This is a genomic window from Shinella sp. GW821-FHT11G07 (genome assembly GCF_058808115.1).
The window spans coordinates 303,425-318,860 of the sequence record NZ_JBXARJ010000002.1; the positions used below are offsets into that span (position 1 = coordinate 303,425).

The 15,436-nt window shown below is 61.9% G+C and carries 14 protein-coding genes; 6 read left to right on the plus strand and 8 right to left on the minus strand.

The genetic code is table 11. The features are described 5' to 3' along the window. Window positions 1-248: 248 nt before the first annotated feature. Window positions 249-2,129, plus strand: coding sequence for a L,D-transpeptidase family protein (locus tag AC1RT2_RS04970; protein ID WP_493099977.1), 1,881 nt, complete (start codon window positions 249-251; stop codon window positions 2,127-2,129). 4 nt (window positions 2,130-2,133) lie between these two features. Here the strand turns inward: AC1RT2_RS04970 and AC1RT2_RS04975 are convergent, their stop codons facing one another. Continuing rightward, on the minus strand, window positions 2,134-2,934 hold the full coding sequence (locus tag AC1RT2_RS04975) for an APH(3'') family aminoglycoside O-phosphotransferase (RefSeq protein WP_493099979.1): 801 nt from the start codon (window positions 2,932-2,934) through the stop codon (window positions 2,134-2,136). Between the two features lie 17 nt (window positions 2,935-2,951). Next, the gene (locus tag AC1RT2_RS04980; RefSeq protein WP_493099981.1) at window positions 2,952-3,626 is read right to left on the minus strand and encodes an HAD family hydrolase; all 675 of its coding nucleotides are present in this window, start codon (window positions 3,624-3,626) and stop codon (window positions 2,952-2,954) included. Between the two features lie 196 nt (window positions 3,627-3,822). On the opposite strand from AC1RT2_RS04980, the gene rpiA reads away from it, so the two are divergent. Further along, complete coding sequence (rpiA, locus tag AC1RT2_RS04985) at window positions 3,823-4,521, plus strand: ribose-5-phosphate isomerase RpiA (RefSeq protein WP_069058543.1); 699 nt, start codon at window positions 3,823-3,825, stop codon at window positions 4,519-4,521. Between the two features lie 18 nt (window positions 4,522-4,539). Then, on the plus strand, window positions 4,540-5,088 hold the full coding sequence (locus tag AC1RT2_RS04990) for a DUF2059 domain-containing protein (RefSeq protein WP_493099983.1): 549 nt from the start codon (window positions 4,540-4,542) through the stop codon (window positions 5,086-5,088). A gap of 101 nt (window positions 5,089-5,189) precedes the next feature. Here the strand turns inward: AC1RT2_RS04990 and AC1RT2_RS04995 are convergent, their stop codons facing one another. Next, window positions 5,190-5,525 carry a hypothetical protein gene (locus tag AC1RT2_RS04995; protein ID WP_493099985.1) on the minus strand — a complete coding sequence of 112 codons (336 nt, stop codon included), beginning with the start codon at window positions 5,523-5,525 and terminating at the stop codon, window positions 5,190-5,192. A 271-nt stretch (window positions 5,526-5,796) separates the two neighbouring features. Here AC1RT2_RS04995 and gor point away from each other — a divergent pair, with 271 nt between their 5' ends. Next, window positions 5,797-7,185 (plus strand): glutathione-disulfide reductase, encoded by a 1,389-nt coding sequence (gene gor, locus AC1RT2_RS05000; RefSeq protein WP_493099987.1) that lies wholly within the window; start codon window positions 5,797-5,799, stop codon window positions 7,183-7,185. On the opposite strand, the gene AC1RT2_RS05005 is transcribed toward gor, so the two are convergent. Next, a complete protein-coding gene (locus tag AC1RT2_RS05005) occupies window positions 7,163-8,083 on the minus strand; it encodes a LysR family transcriptional regulator (RefSeq protein ID WP_493099989.1) in 921 nt (306 codons plus the stop codon). The genes gor and AC1RT2_RS05005 overlap by 23 nt on opposite strands. Before the next feature lie 545 nt (window positions 8,084-8,628). Between AC1RT2_RS05005 and AC1RT2_RS05010 the strand changes: the two genes are divergently transcribed. Both AC1RT2_RS05010 and AC1RT2_RS05015 read left to right on the plus strand, forming a co-directional pair. Beyond that, window positions 8,629-10,002: a class II 3-deoxy-7-phosphoheptulonate synthase gene (locus AC1RT2_RS05010; RefSeq protein WP_261004207.1), complete on the plus strand. Its 1,374-nt coding sequence runs from the start codon at window positions 8,629-8,631 to the stop codon at window positions 10,000-10,002. A gap of 123 nt (window positions 10,003-10,125) precedes the next feature. Further along, window positions 10,126-10,521, plus strand: coding sequence for a GFA family protein (locus AC1RT2_RS05015; RefSeq protein ID WP_493099991.1), 396 nt, complete (start codon window positions 10,126-10,128; stop codon window positions 10,519-10,521). Window positions 10,522-10,536: 15 nt separating this feature from the next. Here AC1RT2_RS05015 and AC1RT2_RS05020 read toward each other — a convergent pair whose 3' ends face one another. The 4 genes from AC1RT2_RS05020 to AC1RT2_RS05035 form a co-directional block, all read right to left on the minus strand. After that, a complete protein-coding gene (locus AC1RT2_RS05020; protein WP_493099993.1) occupies window positions 10,537-12,252 on the minus strand; it encodes a pilus assembly protein TadG-related protein in 1,716 nt (571 codons plus the stop codon). Window positions 12,253-12,254: 2 nt separating this feature from the next. Continuing rightward, window positions 12,255-12,677, minus strand: a complete 423-nt coding sequence (locus AC1RT2_RS05025) for a TadE/TadG family type IV pilus assembly protein (protein WP_069058549.1) — start codon at window positions 12,675-12,677, stop codon at window positions 12,255-12,257. A gap of 148 nt (window positions 12,678-12,825) precedes the next feature. Next, window positions 12,826-13,353, minus strand: coding sequence for a DUF1003 domain-containing protein (locus AC1RT2_RS05030; RefSeq protein ID WP_493099995.1), 528 nt, complete (start codon window positions 13,351-13,353; stop codon window positions 12,826-12,828). 57 nt (window positions 13,354-13,410) lie between these two features. Further along, window positions 13,411-15,339, minus strand: a complete 1,929-nt coding sequence (locus AC1RT2_RS05035) for an LTA synthase family protein (RefSeq protein ID WP_493099997.1) — start codon at window positions 15,337-15,339, stop codon at window positions 13,411-13,413. Window positions 15,340-15,436 lie beyond the last annotated feature (97 nt).

The following is a 15,436-nucleotide window of genomic DNA, read 5'->3' on the forward strand; positions in this document are numbered from 1 at the left end:
GCTTTTTTATTGCCGGAGAGCCGTTTTGCGAGAATTTTGAGAAATTTCGCCGCCAATTCAAATTTTTACGCGGGCTGATCCGTCTCGCTTGCCGGGTGTGGACTAACGGATTTGTGAGGTTTGGCGGGGCTGGCGGGAGGGGGCGTTTCCTTTTCATTCACCATCCTTTCCTATAACTTACCGGCCTGCTGGTTCGGGCGCCGCCAGAGAGACCGCGACGTGCGGTTCATTCGGGGAATGGATTACAGATGAAGCTTACAAAGACTGCCGTGCTGGCCGCTGCGCTGGCACTCTCCTGTGCCGCCGTCACGCTCAATGCCGCACCCGCAAACGCCCTGACGCTGATGGACATCATCCGCGGCGGCAAGAAGAAAGAACCGAAATACGAGGAGCTTCCCGGCGTATCCACCGGCGCCGCGCTGCCTGGCGCCGAGGTGAAGCGGGAGGCAAAGCCTCTGCCGCGCGTCACCGGTCCGCGCTATTACACCTACAAGGCTGACGCCCTGACGCGCGTCGCCGTCGACAGGCTGGCTGATCCGGTCGTTACCAGCTCGATTTCGACACAAGTTCTGCCGGCAGGCGATGCAGGCATCCGTGCCGCCTTCTCCACGGTGAACGTGCGCACGACGCCGGATGCGGCCAAGGCGGTCGAGACCTTCTACGGCTCGCAGAAGAAATTCGTCTGGATCGATGGCACGGGCATCAATGACAAGGCCAAGGCCGTCATCGCCGTGTTGGCGGATGCGGCATCCGTCGGTCTTGCTCCCTGGGATTACGCAGTGAAAATCCCGTCGGACAGCTTCGACAGCGCGGACATGAACGCGCGCTACAGCGAGCTTGCCACCTTCGAGATCGCCCTGTCCTCGGCCGTTGCGACCTACGTGCAGGACGCCGTGCGCGGCCGCATCGATCCGAACCGCATTTCCGGCTATCACGATTTCAAGCGCAAGGACGTCAATCTCGTCGCAGCGTTGAAGAACGTGGCGATGAGCAGCAATGTCAAAGGCTACCTGGAGAGCCGTTCGCCCGCGAACGCTGATTTCCAGACGCTGAAGGCCGAACTTGCCAAGCTCCGCGCCGAGACCGAAGGCGAGGACCGTGTTGTCATCGCCGAAGGCACACTCCTGAAGCCCGGTCAGAGCAACCCGGAGCTTGCCAACATCATCAAGGGGATCGTCAAGCACGGCTCGGACGCGCTGAAGACCGATCATTCCGTGACGATCGCCACCTATTCCGGCACGCCGGACTACACGCCCGAACTGGTCACTCTCGTCGAAGCCTTCCAGAAGGAAAACGGCCTGAAGCCGGACGGCGTCGTCGGCAAGGCCTCGATCCGCAAGATGACAGGCGGCGATTCCGTGGCCGACAAGGTCGGCAAGCTCGAAGTGGCGCTGGAGCAGACGCGCTGGCTGCCGGTCGACCTCGGCGCCCGTCACGTCTTCATCAACCAGCCCGCCTTCCAGGTGTATTATTACGAGGGCGGCGCAGAAAAATTCTCGATGCGCACGGTCGTCGGTTCCAAGGCGAACCAGACCTATTTCTTCCAGGATCAGGTGCAGACCGTCGAGGTCAATCCGTACTGGGGCGTGCCGCAGTCGATCATCGTCAACGAGATGCTGCCGAAGCTCCGGAATGACCCGTCCTATCTCGACCGCATGGGGTACGAAGTTGCCGTGGGTGGACGGGCCGTCCCGTCGTCCTCGGTCAACTGGTACGGTTCGACCGCAGGCGTTTCCGTGCGCCAGCCGCCGAGCGGCGACAATGCGCTGGGCGAGTTGAAGATCCTCTTCCCGAACAGCCATGCCATCTACATGCATGACACGCCGTCGAAGAGCTTCTTCAAGAAGGACATGCGGGCGCTCAGCCATGGCTGCGTGCGCCTTGTCGAGCCGCGCAAGATGGCAGCCGCCGTTTTGGGCGTGAGTGAGGAAGAGGTGGGCAAGGAGATCGCGGCCGGCCGCAACAAGGCGCTCAGCGTCAAGGCGGATATCCCGATCTACGTCGCCTATTTCACCGCCTGGCCGAACAAGGACGGCAAGGTCGAATATTTCGACGACGTCTATGGTCGTGACGACTATGTGCGCAAGGCCTTTGCTGCGACGCAGAAGGCACGCGAGATCCAGGGCTGATCGCTCAGCCCCAGGTCAACGGATCCAGTCTCAGATAAAAGGCAAGGCGCCCCCTGTCGGGCGCCTTGTTTTTTAGGGTGGATAGAAGGATGTCGAAGGCTTTTTCGGCCTCCGCGTCCGTCGTCCAGTTTTCCCCCGCATTGGTAAGCATCAGGGTCAGGTCGGAGTAGGGATCCGCCGTGCCGAGGCGACCGAGGTCGATCAGGCCCGTGCAGCGAAGCGTTCGCGGATCGACCATGAAATTTGGCATGCAGGGATCGCCGTGGCAAAGGACACGATCCTGCTCTTCCTGCGCCAGTCGGAGTGGCAACTCCGCTTCCACGCGTGCCAACAGTTCCGGCGCCGGACGGTTGCGGTCTTCATCCGGCAGGAAATCCGGATTGACGGCATCGCGACCCACGACGTCGGCGGCACGGGCGAACATCGTTGAAAGGCTTTTCTCGAAGGGGCAATCGTCCGCGGGAAGGGCGTGCAGGGCAGCGAGATGTTCGGCCATGGAGGGCCAGGCCGTGAGCAGGTCACTGCCGGAAAGCATGACCGCCGGTATGCCGGGCACGGCGCTCATCACAAGGCAGGCGCCGTGCTCATTCTCCTGCCAGCCGAGCAGTTCCGGGCAGGCGATGCCTTTGCCCGCCAGCCAGAGGAGGCGATCGCGCTCGCCGGCGAGTTCCACCGCACGGTGTTTTCTCGCCAGCTTCGCGTAGCGGCGTCCATCGGGACTGCGCAGGACGCGGTCGCCGGATTCGCCCTCGTGAGCAGGCGTCCAGCCGGACCGGACGTCCAGAAGCGTTTCAGTCCAGTCCACGGGCACTCCAAACGATATCAGCGGGCGAGCAGGCGCTCGACGAGGTCGGGCGTCAGTTCGTCGAAATGGGTGATGACATGCGTCGGTTCAAGCTCGGTCACCGGCACATCTGAGTAGCCGAAGGGAACGCCGATGGACGGCACGCCGGCGTTGCGCGCGACGAGAATGTCGTTGAGGCTGTCGCCGATCATCACCGTGCGCAGGGGATCGGCTTCCGCGAGGCGGATGGTGCCGAGCAGGTGTTCGGCGTCCGGCTTGCGCACCGCGAACGTGTCACCTCCGGTAATCGCTGCAAACCGTGCGGTGAGGCCGAGACCGTCGACCAGGCGACGCGCGAGACCCTCCATCTTGTTGGTGCAGACCGCGAGCCGATGGCCGGCGCCGGAAAGGCGGTCCATTGCCTCGATGAGGCCGGGATAGGGGACGGAGACGCCTGGCATGGCATCGGCATAGTGCTCGACGAAGATGCCGAGCATGCGCTGCAGTTCTTCCTCGGAAATCTCGCGCCCGCGCAGCGAAAAGGCGCGTTTGATCATCACCTGGCCGCCATGGCCGACGAGATAGGTCAGGTCGCCATAACCGACGGGATCAAGGCCTTCGAGACCGATCGTGTGGTTGAGGCTTGCGACGAGGTCGTGCGCCGTATCAATGAGTGTACCGTCGAGATCGAAGACAACGAGAGAAGCGGACATGGGGGAAACCTTGCGGGAGGTGGGGAGGGACGGTCTTTCCGGTATGCGATGGCGCGGGTATTTGCAATCGCCTTATAGGCCGCAGGCCTGCGGCGATTTTGGCTTTCGTTTGCCATTCAGGGCGTGTAAGTGTCTCACCGGAATTCCGGCCGCCTGAAGCGCGCCGGCTGATGATTTGTTTACGGAGATTTGGGGCATGGACGCCCGGGAAATGAAGATCAAGGCCGCTGCGGTCGCGCTCGCCCATGTTGAAGACGGAATGCGCCTCGGTATCGGCACAGGATCGACCGCGGAAGAATTCGTGCGGCTTCTGGCAGAGAAGGTGGCTGGCGGCCTCAGGGTCGAAGGCGTGCCCACGTCTGAGCGGACGGCACGGCTTTGCGTCGAACTCGGCGTGCCGCTGAAGTCCCTCGACGAACTGCCGGAACTCGACCTCACCATTGACGGCGCGGACGAAGTCGATAGCCGGCTACGGCTCATCAAGGGCGGTGGTGGCGCATTGTTGCGCGAAAAGATCGTCGCTGCCGCGTCCGAGCGGATGATCGTCATCGCCGATGAAAGCAAGGTCGTCGAGACGCTCGGTGCCTTCAAGCTGCCCATCGAGGTCAATCCGTTCGGCCTCGTCTCGACGCGCATCGCCATCGAAAAGACGGCCGCCCGCCTTGGACTTTCCGGCAGCATTGCGCTGCGCGCGTCCGGCGACGGCACCTTCATGACGGATGGTGGACACTACATTCTCGACGCATCTTTTGGCCGCATTCCTGATGCAGATGCGCTCGCAAGCAGCCTCAATGACATACCGGGCGTCGTCGAACACGGCCTCTTCATCAACATGGCGTCGCTTGCCATCATTGCGGGACCCGCGGGTGCGCGCACGCTGACGGCGCAAGAATAGACAGGAGCACAGACCGACATGATCAAATTCGCTGGTTTCGGCCGGACCCTCGCGGTGAGCCTCATCCTTTCGGCAAGCCTTGCCGGCGCCGCCAAGGCGCAGGATGTGACGGAAGATCAGATCAAGGCCGCGCGTGCGGCTATCGACGCAATCGGTGCGACGGCCAACTTCGACAATATTCTTCCAAGCCTCGCCGTTCGCACCAAGGGCGTACTCATACAGTCGTCGCCGAACCACGAAGCGGATATCAACAAGGTCGTCGACGAGCAGGCGCTCGCACTCGCCCCGCGTCGCGCTGACCTGGAGCGCGAAGCCGCGACGATCTACGCAAAGACCTTCACGCAGGAGGAGCTGAAGTCCATTGCGGATTTCTATAATTCTCCGGTCGGCAAGAAGCTGCTGTCCGACGGACCGATCGCGATGCGGGAAGTCGCGAAGGCCGCGCAAATCTGGGCCGTCGGCGTAGACCGCGACCTGAAAACGGAAAGCGGCAAGAAGCTCGATCCGATCTTCGACGCCGCACCAGCGGTCACGCTGGAAAATGGCACGGTGCAGCCGCAGCAGTAATCATCTCCAAAAAGGGCGGCGCGAGCCGCCCTTTTTCTATTCCGACAGCTTTCCTCGAAGCGCCGACAGGCCGCCACCCCCGGGAAGCAGCCACCTCCAGCTTATTCGTGAATGGTGTAGGTGCCGAGTTCGCAGAGATTCTGCGTGTCGGTGGTCGTGTCGAGGTCGGATTCCTCGGAAAACTCGAAGCGCATGTCATAGTTGCAGACGTCGCGGCCATCGCCGATGGTGATTTCGATCGTCTCGTTCGGGTTGAGGACTTGCTCACCGAAAACATCGTCTTCCCATTGGTCCACGCCGACCGGCGAGGTGTAGAAACGCGTCAGCACCGAGCCGGTGCCGTTCTTGAGCTGGAAGACGAGGTCTTCCGCCAAAGCCGGGCCTGCAAGCAGGACGAGTGCTGCGACGCCGGCTGTGAAGAAATTCAATTTGTGCATATTGATCATCCATTTAGCCCACAATCGGGCAGCGGATTCATAGGGTTGATATCCGCTTCGGTAAATGGCCTTTGTCGCTTCCAGCTTACCAAATTTGGGAGGACCGTCGTAAATCCGTCGAAGGCGGCGGGGGAGTGCTCCAGCGCAGGTGGCAAAGCGGCCTTTTCCTTTTGCCCGCGCTGTTCCTATATGTGTTGCACCCGGTGGCGGATTCGCCTGCCGGACACCCGTCAGACGGCCGTCCGGCCAGACTTGCCCGCAGGAGATCACCATGCCGACATTCGACTACGACCTCTTCGTCATCGGTGGGGGCTCCGGCGGCGTGCGCAGCGCGCGTCTTGCCGCCAGCATGGGCAAGAAAGTGGCGATCGCGGAAGAGTTTCGTTTTGGCGGCACCTGCGTCATCCGCGGCTGCGTCCCGAAGAAGCTCTATGTCTATGCCTCGCAGTTCCATGAGCATTTCGAGGACGCCGCCGGCTTCGGCTGGCAGGTCGGCGAAACGCGGTTCGACTGGCCGACGCTGGTCGCGGCGAAGGAGAAGGAGATCACCCGCCTGGAGGGCCTCTACCGCAAGGGGCTGGAGAACTCGGCAGCCACGATCCTGGCAACGCGCGCCGTGCTGGTCGGCCCGAACACGATCCGCCTTACCGCGACTGATGAACTGGTGACCGCCGAGCGCATCCTGATTGCCGTCGGCGGCCATCCGACACCGCATGTCGACCTTCCCGGTCATGAGCTTTGCATCAGTTCGAATGAGGCGTTCGACCTGCCGGAACTGCCGAAATCCATCGTGATTACCGGCGGCGGCTACATCGCCGTCGAGTTCGCCAACATTTTCCACGGGCTCGGCGTCGAGACGACGCTGATCTATCGTGGCAAGCAAATCTTGTCCCGCTTCGACCAGGACATGCGCCAGGGGCTACAGGCCGCGATGATCGCCAAGGGTATCCGCGTGATCTGCGAGGACATCATCACCAATGTCGCCGAAGGTGAGGGCGGGCGTCGCACGGTGACGACCAAGGCGGGTGAGACGCTCACCGTCGACCGGGTGATGCTGGCGCTCGGCCGCGTACCGAATACGGGCAGCCTCGGATTGGAAACGGCTGGTGTGGCTGTGGATGCGAGGGGCGCGATCATCGTCGATGACTATTCCCGCACCAATGTGCCCGGCATTTTCGCACTCGGCGACGTGACGGACCGTGTGCAGCTCACCCCTGTCGCGATCCATGAGGCCATGTGCTTCATCGAGACGGAGTTCCGCGGCAATGCGGTTTCGCCGGACCATGACCTGATCGCGACGGCCGTCTTTTCGCAGCCGGAGATTGGCACGGTGGGCATGAGCGAGGAGGAGGCCGCCAAGGCTTTCGACGATCTGGAAATCTACCGCGCCGAATTCCGCCCGATGAAGGCGACGCTGTCCGGCCGGCAGGAAAAGACGATCATGAAACTCGTCGTCAATGCGGCTGACCGCAAGGTGCTCGGCGCGCATATTCTTGGCCACGAGGCGGGCGAGATGGCACAGCTTCTCGGCATTTCGCTGAAGGCCGGCGTCACCAAGGACGATTTCGACCGCACCATGGCGGTGCATCCGACAGCGTCGGAAGAGCTGGTGACCATGTACCAGCCGAGCTACCGCGTCAGGAACGGGCAGCGGATCTGACGGTCGGCCGGCTTTTCGTCGTCAGACGCCCGGCGAAGCGGTCTTCGCTTCGCTTGAAGAGCGCCGAAAGACGGTCGATCACCACCCGCATTTCCGGGCGGTGACGATCGTCATCATTGGCTGCGATCCACAGCGAATGGGTAAGGCCCGGAATGGGCTCACCTTCGCGCATCAGCCCCGGTATCGCATCGCCCATAAAGGTCGGCAGGACGCCGCGCCCTGCGCCGCCGGCGATTAGTCGCGCCAGAACGTCGGGCGCGTTCGTCCAGGTGTGGATGTGCTGTTCATGGTTGCGGAACACCCATTTTTCGGCGTCAGACATGGCGACCTCCGTGCCGATCGACACCCAGGGCAGATCCTCCTCGAAGGCGAGATCCGCCGCGCGATAGATGGCATAGGCTACATCCACCGACTTGCGAACCGCGACATTGCCGGTCTTCGGCGCGCTGTGGAACAGGGCGATCATGCCGTGGCGGTAGGTCAGGTCCTCACCGGTCTGGAGCTGCTTGCAGCATAGGCGAAAACCGTCGGTCGGGCTCCGCAGATCGCTTGTGTTTTCCGCAATGAAACCGGTCAGCCAGATATCGCCGGCAATCGAGACGATCGGCAATGTGAAGGCATCGCCGTGCCACCTCGTGATATCGGCCGTGGTGCGCCGGATGGTCTGTACGTGCTCGTACAGCACCATGCCGTCGGCGGCGAGCCGATAGCCCTGCTGGCTGCGGAGGAAGAGCGTCCTGCCCATGCTGCGCTCCAGTGCCAACATGCGGCGACCGATCGTCGGTGCGCTGATGCCGGTGATGGACGACGCGCCGGCGAGCCCTCCCTCCGAGGCCACATGGAAGAAAAGCTGCAGATCGCTCCAGTCGACTTCCGGCATCACGAATTCCTCGTTCAATCCCCTTTTCATAATGCAAAACCGGACTGCCGGCATCATTCAACTGTGAAATGGGCGTTTCATTTGCGCCTCTACGATCGAATGAGTGCACGCGCTACCTCATGCCGGACATCGGAAACAAGGAGTTCTGTGATGAGCCCGGAATGGATGATTACTATCGACAAGATGGGACGGTCGGGTGGCCGGCCTGGAGTGTGGCCACTGTCCGACCCGTTGGAGCGAGACGAATGGCGCGGCCTGGAATGGGCCAGCAAACTCGTCGCGTGGTTTTTGAACCGACGCACAAAAAGGCCGGCAGCGCGGCCCCGCCAGAGAGTGGCCGATTGGAGCTGCGCACAGCGGACGGCCCCGCGCCGCTTCTAGGCCAGAGCGGCCGACCAAGGCATGCTCTACAGTCTGTCAGACGCGTGGGCGCAAGCGCTGCAAATGCGTCGCTGCCGCTGGAAGTTCGGCTATGCAAGAACCATCTAACGGTTTATAAGCCCGCATCTTCAAAAGGAGGGGCGTCCGCAGGTTTCGCGGCCGTCTCAGGACAGGTGAGTATCATGGCACAGAATTGGACCCCGACCAGCTGGCGGCAGAAGCCCATCCAGCAGGTTCCGGATTATCCGGATCTCGCCGCATTGGCGGCGACCGAAGAGCGCCTCGCGAAGTTTCCGCCGCTCGTCTTCGCCGGTGAAGCGCGTCGACTGAAGTCGGCGCTCGCCAACGTGGCCGAGGGCAAGGGCTTCCTGCTGCAGGGCGGCGATTGCGCCGAGAGCTTCGCCGAGCACGGTGCCGATACGATCCGTGACTTCTTCCGCGCCTTTCTCCAGATGGCCGTGGTGCTGACCTTTGGCGCCCAGCAGCCTGTCGTGAAGGTCGGCCGTATTGCCGGCCAGTTCGCCAAGCCGCGCTCCTCGAACATCGAGAAGCAGGGTGAAGTGTCGCTGCCGTCCTACCGCGGCGACATTATCAACGGCATCGAGTTCACGGAAGACGCCCGCATTCCGAACCCGGAACGCCAGCTGATGGCCTACCGCCAGTCGGCTGCGACGCTGAACCTGTTGCGCGCCTTCGCGATGGGCGGTTACGCCAATCTCGACAACGTGCACCAGTGGATGCTTGGCTTCATCAAGGATTCGCCGCAGGCCGAGCGCTACCGCAAGCTCGCCGACCGGATTTCCGAGACCATGGACTTCATGAAGGCCATTGGCATCACGTCGGAAAACCATCCGAACCTGCGCGAGACCGATTTCTTCACGAGCCATGAGGCGCTGCTGCTCGGCTACGAGCAGGCGCTGACCCGCGTCGATTCGACCTCCGGCGACTGGTACGCGACCTCCGGCCACATGATCTGGATCGGCGACCGCACACGCCAGCCCGACCATGCGCATATCGAATACTGCCGCGGCATCAAGAACCCACTCGGTCTCAAGTGCGGCCCGTCGCTGACCGGTGATGGCCTGCTCGAGCTGATCGATCTCTTGAACCCGCAGAACGAAGCCGGTCGCCTGACGTTGATCTGCCGCTTTGGCCACGACAAGGTTGCGGAAAACCTGCCGCGCCTCATCCGTGCCGTCGAACGGGAAGGCAAGAAGGTCGTCTGGTCCTGCGATCCGATGCACGGCAACACGATCACGCTCAACAACTACAAGACCCGTCCGTTCGAGCGGATCCTGTCGGAAGTTGAAAGCTTCTTCCAGATCCACCGTTCGGAAGGCACGCATCCGGGCGGCATCCATGTCGAGATGACCGGCAACGATGTGACGGAATGCACGGGCGGTGCGCGCGCATTGTCGGGCGACGACCTTGCCGATCGCTACCACACACATTGCGATCCGCGCCTCAATGCCGACCAGGCGCTGGAGCTCGCCTTCCTTCTTGCCGAGCGCATGAAGGGTGGCCGGGACGAAAAGCGGATGGTTGTGAACGGTTGATCTCTTTCCGTTCATGCTTCGTCTCCGTAAATTAGCGGGGCTGATGCAAGCATTCAGGAATGTGAATTTGACAGGACCGGGCCAGCTGGCAAAGCTGGCCCGGTTTTTCTTTGGGGAGGAAGCATGAGCGAGGAACATACGGGGCATTGCCTGTGCGGCGCGGTGCGGTTTCGCACATCCGGTCGATTGCGCGAGGTGGTGGCCTGTCATTGCAGCCAGTGCCGCCGGCAGACCGGGCATTTCTATGCCGCGACCAATGTGCTGAACGAGGGGTTGACCGTGCAGGGTGAGGAGAACATCACCTGGTACCGGGCAAGCGACACGGCAGGCCGTGCCTTCTGCCGTACCTGCGGCTCCGCGCTGTTCTGGAAGGGCGACGGTTCGGACCATACGTCGATCATGGCCGGCACATTCGACCAGCCGACCGGGCTCAGGATCGGCGTGCACATCTTCTGCGCCGACAAGGGCGACTATTACGAGATCGAAGACGGTGCGCCGCAGTTCGCTCAGAACAGGTGAGGCGCACCGATCTTGTCACTGCACGAGGGCGGGGCGCTGGCAGCGCACGCCCGTGACGCGGATATCGGCCTCGCCGATCCTGACGCCAACGACCAGCAGCAGGTTGTAGAGCAGCTCATCGATGGCCGGTGTCACCGTGCCGAGCGTCGAGGCAAGCGCTGCGGTGATCACCTTCGGTGTGCCAAGGGTGAGGAAGAGAAGCTGGATGTCGACATCGAGATTCTCCAGTAGTGTCTTGGTGGTCGAGGTCAGCGTGTCACGGGTCGATACGGTTTTGACCGTGCGGGCTGCGATTTCCGTTGGCGTGAAGGCAAGGCGCGTTTTGCTGAGGTTCTTTGCCTCGACATGGGCGATCGCATCGACACGCAGCAGCGCGGAATCGATGATCCGGGCTTTTTCCACGCGTGCGTCATCGGAAAAGTCGGAGAGCACGTCGGGATTGACCTTGCCGACCGCGATTTCCGCGACACCCGGAACGGCATCGACCGAGACATTGGCATTGACGGCCGTGCCGCCGAGGCAGCGGATATCGGCAAGCTTCGCCTCGGAAGCGGCGACCTCGACATAGAGCGGCAGTTTTATCCTCAGGCCGGCAAGAGCCGCAAGGCCATCGATGCTCACCTCGACGGCAAGCCGCGTCTGGGCGCTCCGCACGGCACTGCCCGGCGCGCCGAGACGATGGGCGGGCGTTTCGACCGGCGGTTCACCGATCGCGAGATTGACGGTTACCGTCGCAAGGCCCGGAATGGCCGCACCGACATTGAGGGCCACCTGGTTCTTGCCGTTGGCGAGTGCCGCGGCCGCCGAGATCATCTGCATGGCATTGATCGACATTTCCCAATCGCCGCCGGTCGCGACCGTGAGTCCCTTCTTCGGATCGAGATTGAGGATGCGCGAGAGCGGCAGCTTCATTTTGCTGCCGGCCGTTGCCTGTTCGATGGCCCGCAGCGCGGAGTTGACGGTCCCGGACAGGCCATGCACGGCGCGCATGGAGGCGAGAAGTTGTGGCATGGTAACGCCGGCGTTCAGCACGTCTTCATAGGTCGCAGCCGTGAGGTTGAGTTCGGTCGCAATGGCCTTCAGGAACGGCTGGATGGAAATGTCGGCATCGACCAGCGCCCGGTAGTCCATCACCTTGAGCGACAGGTTGGTGCCGAGAAGTTTCCCGAGCAGCGCGTTGAGGATGCCGTCATTCAGGCTGGCGAGCCGGGTGCCGACCGAGAAGGCAGCGACTTTCGTGCGCGATGCGGAACCGGTCGCTGTCAGCACGGGCGATTTCGGCATGAACATCGATGCGAGAAAGAGATCGCCGGGACGTGTCAGGACCACGCGGGCGGCATCGGCTTCCGTGCTGGCGAGCTTGAAACGGTCTTCAGGGGCGATATCGGGATCGGCCGTGTAGCGGCCGCGCTCGACCTTGGCGACGGCCTGCGTGGACTTCGTCGTTACCGTTGTTGCGGGTGGAATGACGAGGCCGTCCTTGCCGGTGACAGACACCGACAGGTTGTTGAGCGCAAAATAGGTGGCAGCGGATTTTTCCGCTTCGACGACATTGGCGGCGGCGGCAATGGCTGCGAGATCGGCCGTCGCCTGCAACTGGCGCTGCTGCACCGTGAGGTAGCCGTAGTCGACGCCAAGGGCCGTCGAGAAGATGATCAATGGCAGGCTGAGGGCCGCGAGCGTGCCGATATTGCCGGAGCGGTTGGCGATAAGATCGTGCGGACGCTTCATGATCAGTACCCTCCCACGCGCACGGTGGCGTAACGCTCGATCTTCTCCTGCGGCAATGCGAAGGTGAAAAGCTTCCAGATCGGCAGATCACTGGAATCATAGGAGATCGTGACGGTGAACTGGTCCGGATTGTTGGGATCCTCGGTGACCAGAACCTTCATCTTCGTGCGGTTGATGAAGGAATAGTCGAGGCGGGAAGAAGTAAGGTAGCGGTTGACGAGCGTGACGCGCTCATTCGAGTTAAGACCCGCGACCGCCGTGCGGGCTGCATCGGCGGCAATCTGCTGCACCGAATGGGTGACGCTCAGATAGACGCCGTAAGCGATCAGCGTGAAAAGCGCGAGGAAGAACAGGGGCGCGATGATCGCGAATTCCAATGCCGAGGTTCCGGTGCGATCCTTCGACAGGCGGGACAGGACGTGCATGACATCTCCTCCTTGGAATTGTCTGACGGCAAGGCTTTCCCGCATCCAAGATACGGATGCACTTTTATCGTGCACCCAGAATCTTAATTTCTTCTATAGATTGCTCAGCCTAAAGTAGCATATAGCGCTGGTTGTATCGGTGCGTTGCTCACCTTTGTCGAAGTGCATCGTGCAGGCGCAGCACTTCCAGCTTCAAGGCGGCGATCTCGTCGAGGAAATGCGTGTCGATCTTGTGATGCAACGCTATGAGCTCGATCTCCGCCTTCAGGTTGACCTCGTAGTCCTTGGAGGCCTCGAAGCGGTCGCGGGCGGCCTGCCGGTTCTGGGACATCATGATGATCGGCGCCTGGAGGGCGGCGATCATGGAAAGCACGAGATTGAGAAAGATGAAGGGGTAGGGGTCGAAGGCCTCGCGCGCGAACACGATCGTGTTGCCGACCGTCCACAGGACAAGAAAGACAAGGAAGCCGATGATAAAGGCCCAGGAGCCACCGACGCGGGCAATGCCATCGGCTATGCGTTCACCGACCGATTGTTTCGATTCGTAAGCGACGTTCCTGTCTTCCGACAGGATTCGCCCTTCCCGGGAGTGGAGAAGGACCTCGCGTTCGGTTTCGTCGAGTTCGTCGGCGGCTTTGCCGAAGAGGATCTGGGCAGCGTCGTCGAAGGGTCTCATGGCCGGGGCTCCGGAAAAAGGAATCGGAGCCCTAGCCTAGCGCGGTTCGGCTGCTTGTCAGAAGCCCGCCGCCATCAGTTCCGCATGGGAGTTGAAGAAACGCTCCAGGCCATACTGCTTGCCGAACATGATGTCGTGCTGCAGGAACCGGAAGTCGCGCACCAGCGGGTCGATCGTCTTCTTACGCGCCCAGCCGGCGGTGCCCTTGCCCTTGGCGTCGATCAGCATGTAGCGGTCGATGACGCGCAGCTTGTCGTGCACCGCACCCAGGAAGCCTGTGTAGTAGGGATGCTCGAAGCCGGCTTCCTTGAGGATGAAGTAGGACAGGAAGGCCGGGCTGATCGTGCCGACTTCCTTTTCCACGCCGGTCTTGTTCGACCAGATGACGAGGGGCGTTTCGTGCTCCTTCTGCATCTGCTCGGGCGTGCCCTTGCGCGAGGCGGTGATGCCCGGCATGTAGCCGGAATTCTGGTAGACCGTGTTGAGCGGCGGCAGATGGTCGCCGAAGACGACGATGATCGTCTCGCGATCGCGCTCCTTCGCCCAGTCCATCAGCATCTTCAGGCTGCCGTCCGCTTCCTTCACGCCCTGGGCGTAGCTTGCGAGCATGCGGGTGTCTCGCGCGTCCAGTTTGCTTTCGACGTCGATGTCGGTCTTCGCGTAGCGGCCGTCATCATAGGGGCCGTGACCCTGCAGCGTGACGGTGAAGAAGAAGAACGGATCTTCCTGCATGTCGGCCTGGCGGATGATTTCCTTGGTCAGTGCCTCGTCCGAGGTGAAGTTGCCGCGTTTTGCCAGCGGCGGCATCTTGTCGACGTCCTTGAAGGTCTGGAAACCGAAGGCCTTGTAAACGCTCGAACGGTTCCAGAACCAGCCGGAGAACGGATGAATGGCGCGCGCGGTATAGCCTTCCGCGCGGAAGAACGTGGCGAGCGACGGGATCGGCTTGCGCACATACTGCTGGTAGGGAATGCTGCCCGTCGGCAGGAAGGCGTTGGAAAAGCCGGTCAGTGCCTCGAACTCGACATTGGCGGTCAGGCCACCGAATTCCGGCGAGAACACGCCGCCGCTCTGGTTTTCGCGGATCACCGGCATCGGATCGGCCGAGAGCTTTACGTTCTCGAGGCGCGTCGGGTCCCACAGCGATTCACTCATGACGACGATGACGTCGGGCTTGGAACGGTGCGTCGTGCCGACCGGCATGGGCTTTGACGGAATCTTGTCGATCGCGTCGATCATGTAGCCGGACGGCGCCTGCACGTTGGCCATCGGCAGGTTGATGGCGAAGGCCATCATGAAGCCGTTGTGGCGATAGTTTTCCGCCTGGTCCCACATGATCGGGAACACCTTGAGCCGGTCACGAACCCAGGAGAATTCGTTGTAGTCCATGATCGAGACGAAGCCGGCGAGCAGCGGCAGCGCAATGGCAAGCCGCGTCAGGCGCTCTTTCCTGGTCAGCGGACGGAAGCGGCGCCAGGCGAAGACCCAAAGGCTGATGAGGCCGACAATCGCAGCGACGACGGCCAGCGCGAGGCCCGCAGCGGTCCACGGCCTGTCCTGCACGAGCACCGGCATCAGTTCCATGATCTGGCGGCCGAAAAGCAGGTCGGTCGGATAGAGCGGGTCGGTGAGGAAAACCTGTTTCTGCTGCGAGATGACGCCCATCAGCATGACGAGCGGGGATACCAGCAGCACCGCCTTGTGCTGCCGGCCGATCAGCGCGTCGATGGCGAGATAGAGCAGGAAGAACACGCCCGTGGTGGTCCAGGCGGGTTGTTCGAGATTGGTAAAATAGATCCACGTCTGCTCGACCGAGCCGCGCGTGATCAACTCGATGACGATGACGGTCAGGAGCGCAAGAAGCCCGGAAACGGCGAGTGAACGCAGCACGGCGAGCGCCTTGGCGTGGCGCGCGAAAAAGCCTGCCTCGACGGCAAGGCCTTCTGTGGTATTGATCGCCACGGCTGCGGGAGTGAACAGAGCCAAAGCCGTCTCCAGATTTCATAAAAGTTTCGTGTATCTGTCATACGGACGTCATCTTGAACAGGAGATGAACGGTTTCTGCAACGTTCTCCCCGTGCTT

Bases quoted from the DNA above. Each gene is read 5' to 3' on its own strand.
- AC1RT2_RS04970 (WP_493099977.1), top strand. From the start codon at position 249: ATGAAGCTTACAAAGACTGCCGTGCTGGCCGCTGCGCTGGCACTCTCC.
- AC1RT2_RS04980 (WP_493099981.1), bottom strand. From the start codon at position 3,626: ATGTCCGCTTCTCTCGTTGTCTTCGATCTCGACGGTACACTCATTGAT.
- rpiA (WP_069058543.1), top strand. From the start codon at position 3,823: ATGGACGCCCGGGAAATGAAGATCAAGGCCGCTGCGGTCGCGCTCGCC.
- AC1RT2_RS04990 (WP_493099983.1), top strand. From the start codon at position 4,540: ATGATCAAATTCGCTGGTTTCGGCCGGACCCTCGCGGTGAGCCTCATC.
- AC1RT2_RS04995 (WP_493099985.1), bottom strand. From the start codon at position 5,525: ATGCACAAATTGAATTTCTTCACAGCCGGCGTCGCAGCACTCGTCCTG.
- gor (WP_493099987.1), top strand. From the start codon at position 5,797: ATGCCGACATTCGACTACGACCTCTTCGTCATCGGTGGGGGCTCCGGC.
- AC1RT2_RS05010 (WP_261004207.1), top strand. From the start codon at position 8,629: ATGGCACAGAATTGGACCCCGACCAGCTGGCGGCAGAAGCCCATCCAG.
- AC1RT2_RS05015 (WP_493099991.1), top strand. From the start codon at position 10,126: ATGAGCGAGGAACATACGGGGCATTGCCTGTGCGGCGCGGTGCGGTTT.
- AC1RT2_RS05020 (WP_493099993.1), bottom strand. From the start codon at position 12,252: ATGAAGCGTCCGCACGATCTTATCGCCAACCGCTCCGGCAATATCGGC.
- AC1RT2_RS05025 (WP_069058549.1), bottom strand. From the start codon at position 12,677: ATGCACGTCCTGTCCCGCCTGTCGAAGGATCGCACCGGAACCTCGGCA.
- AC1RT2_RS05030 (WP_493099995.1), bottom strand. From the start codon at position 13,353: ATGAGACCCTTCGACGACGCTGCCCAGATCCTCTTCGGCAAAGCCGCC.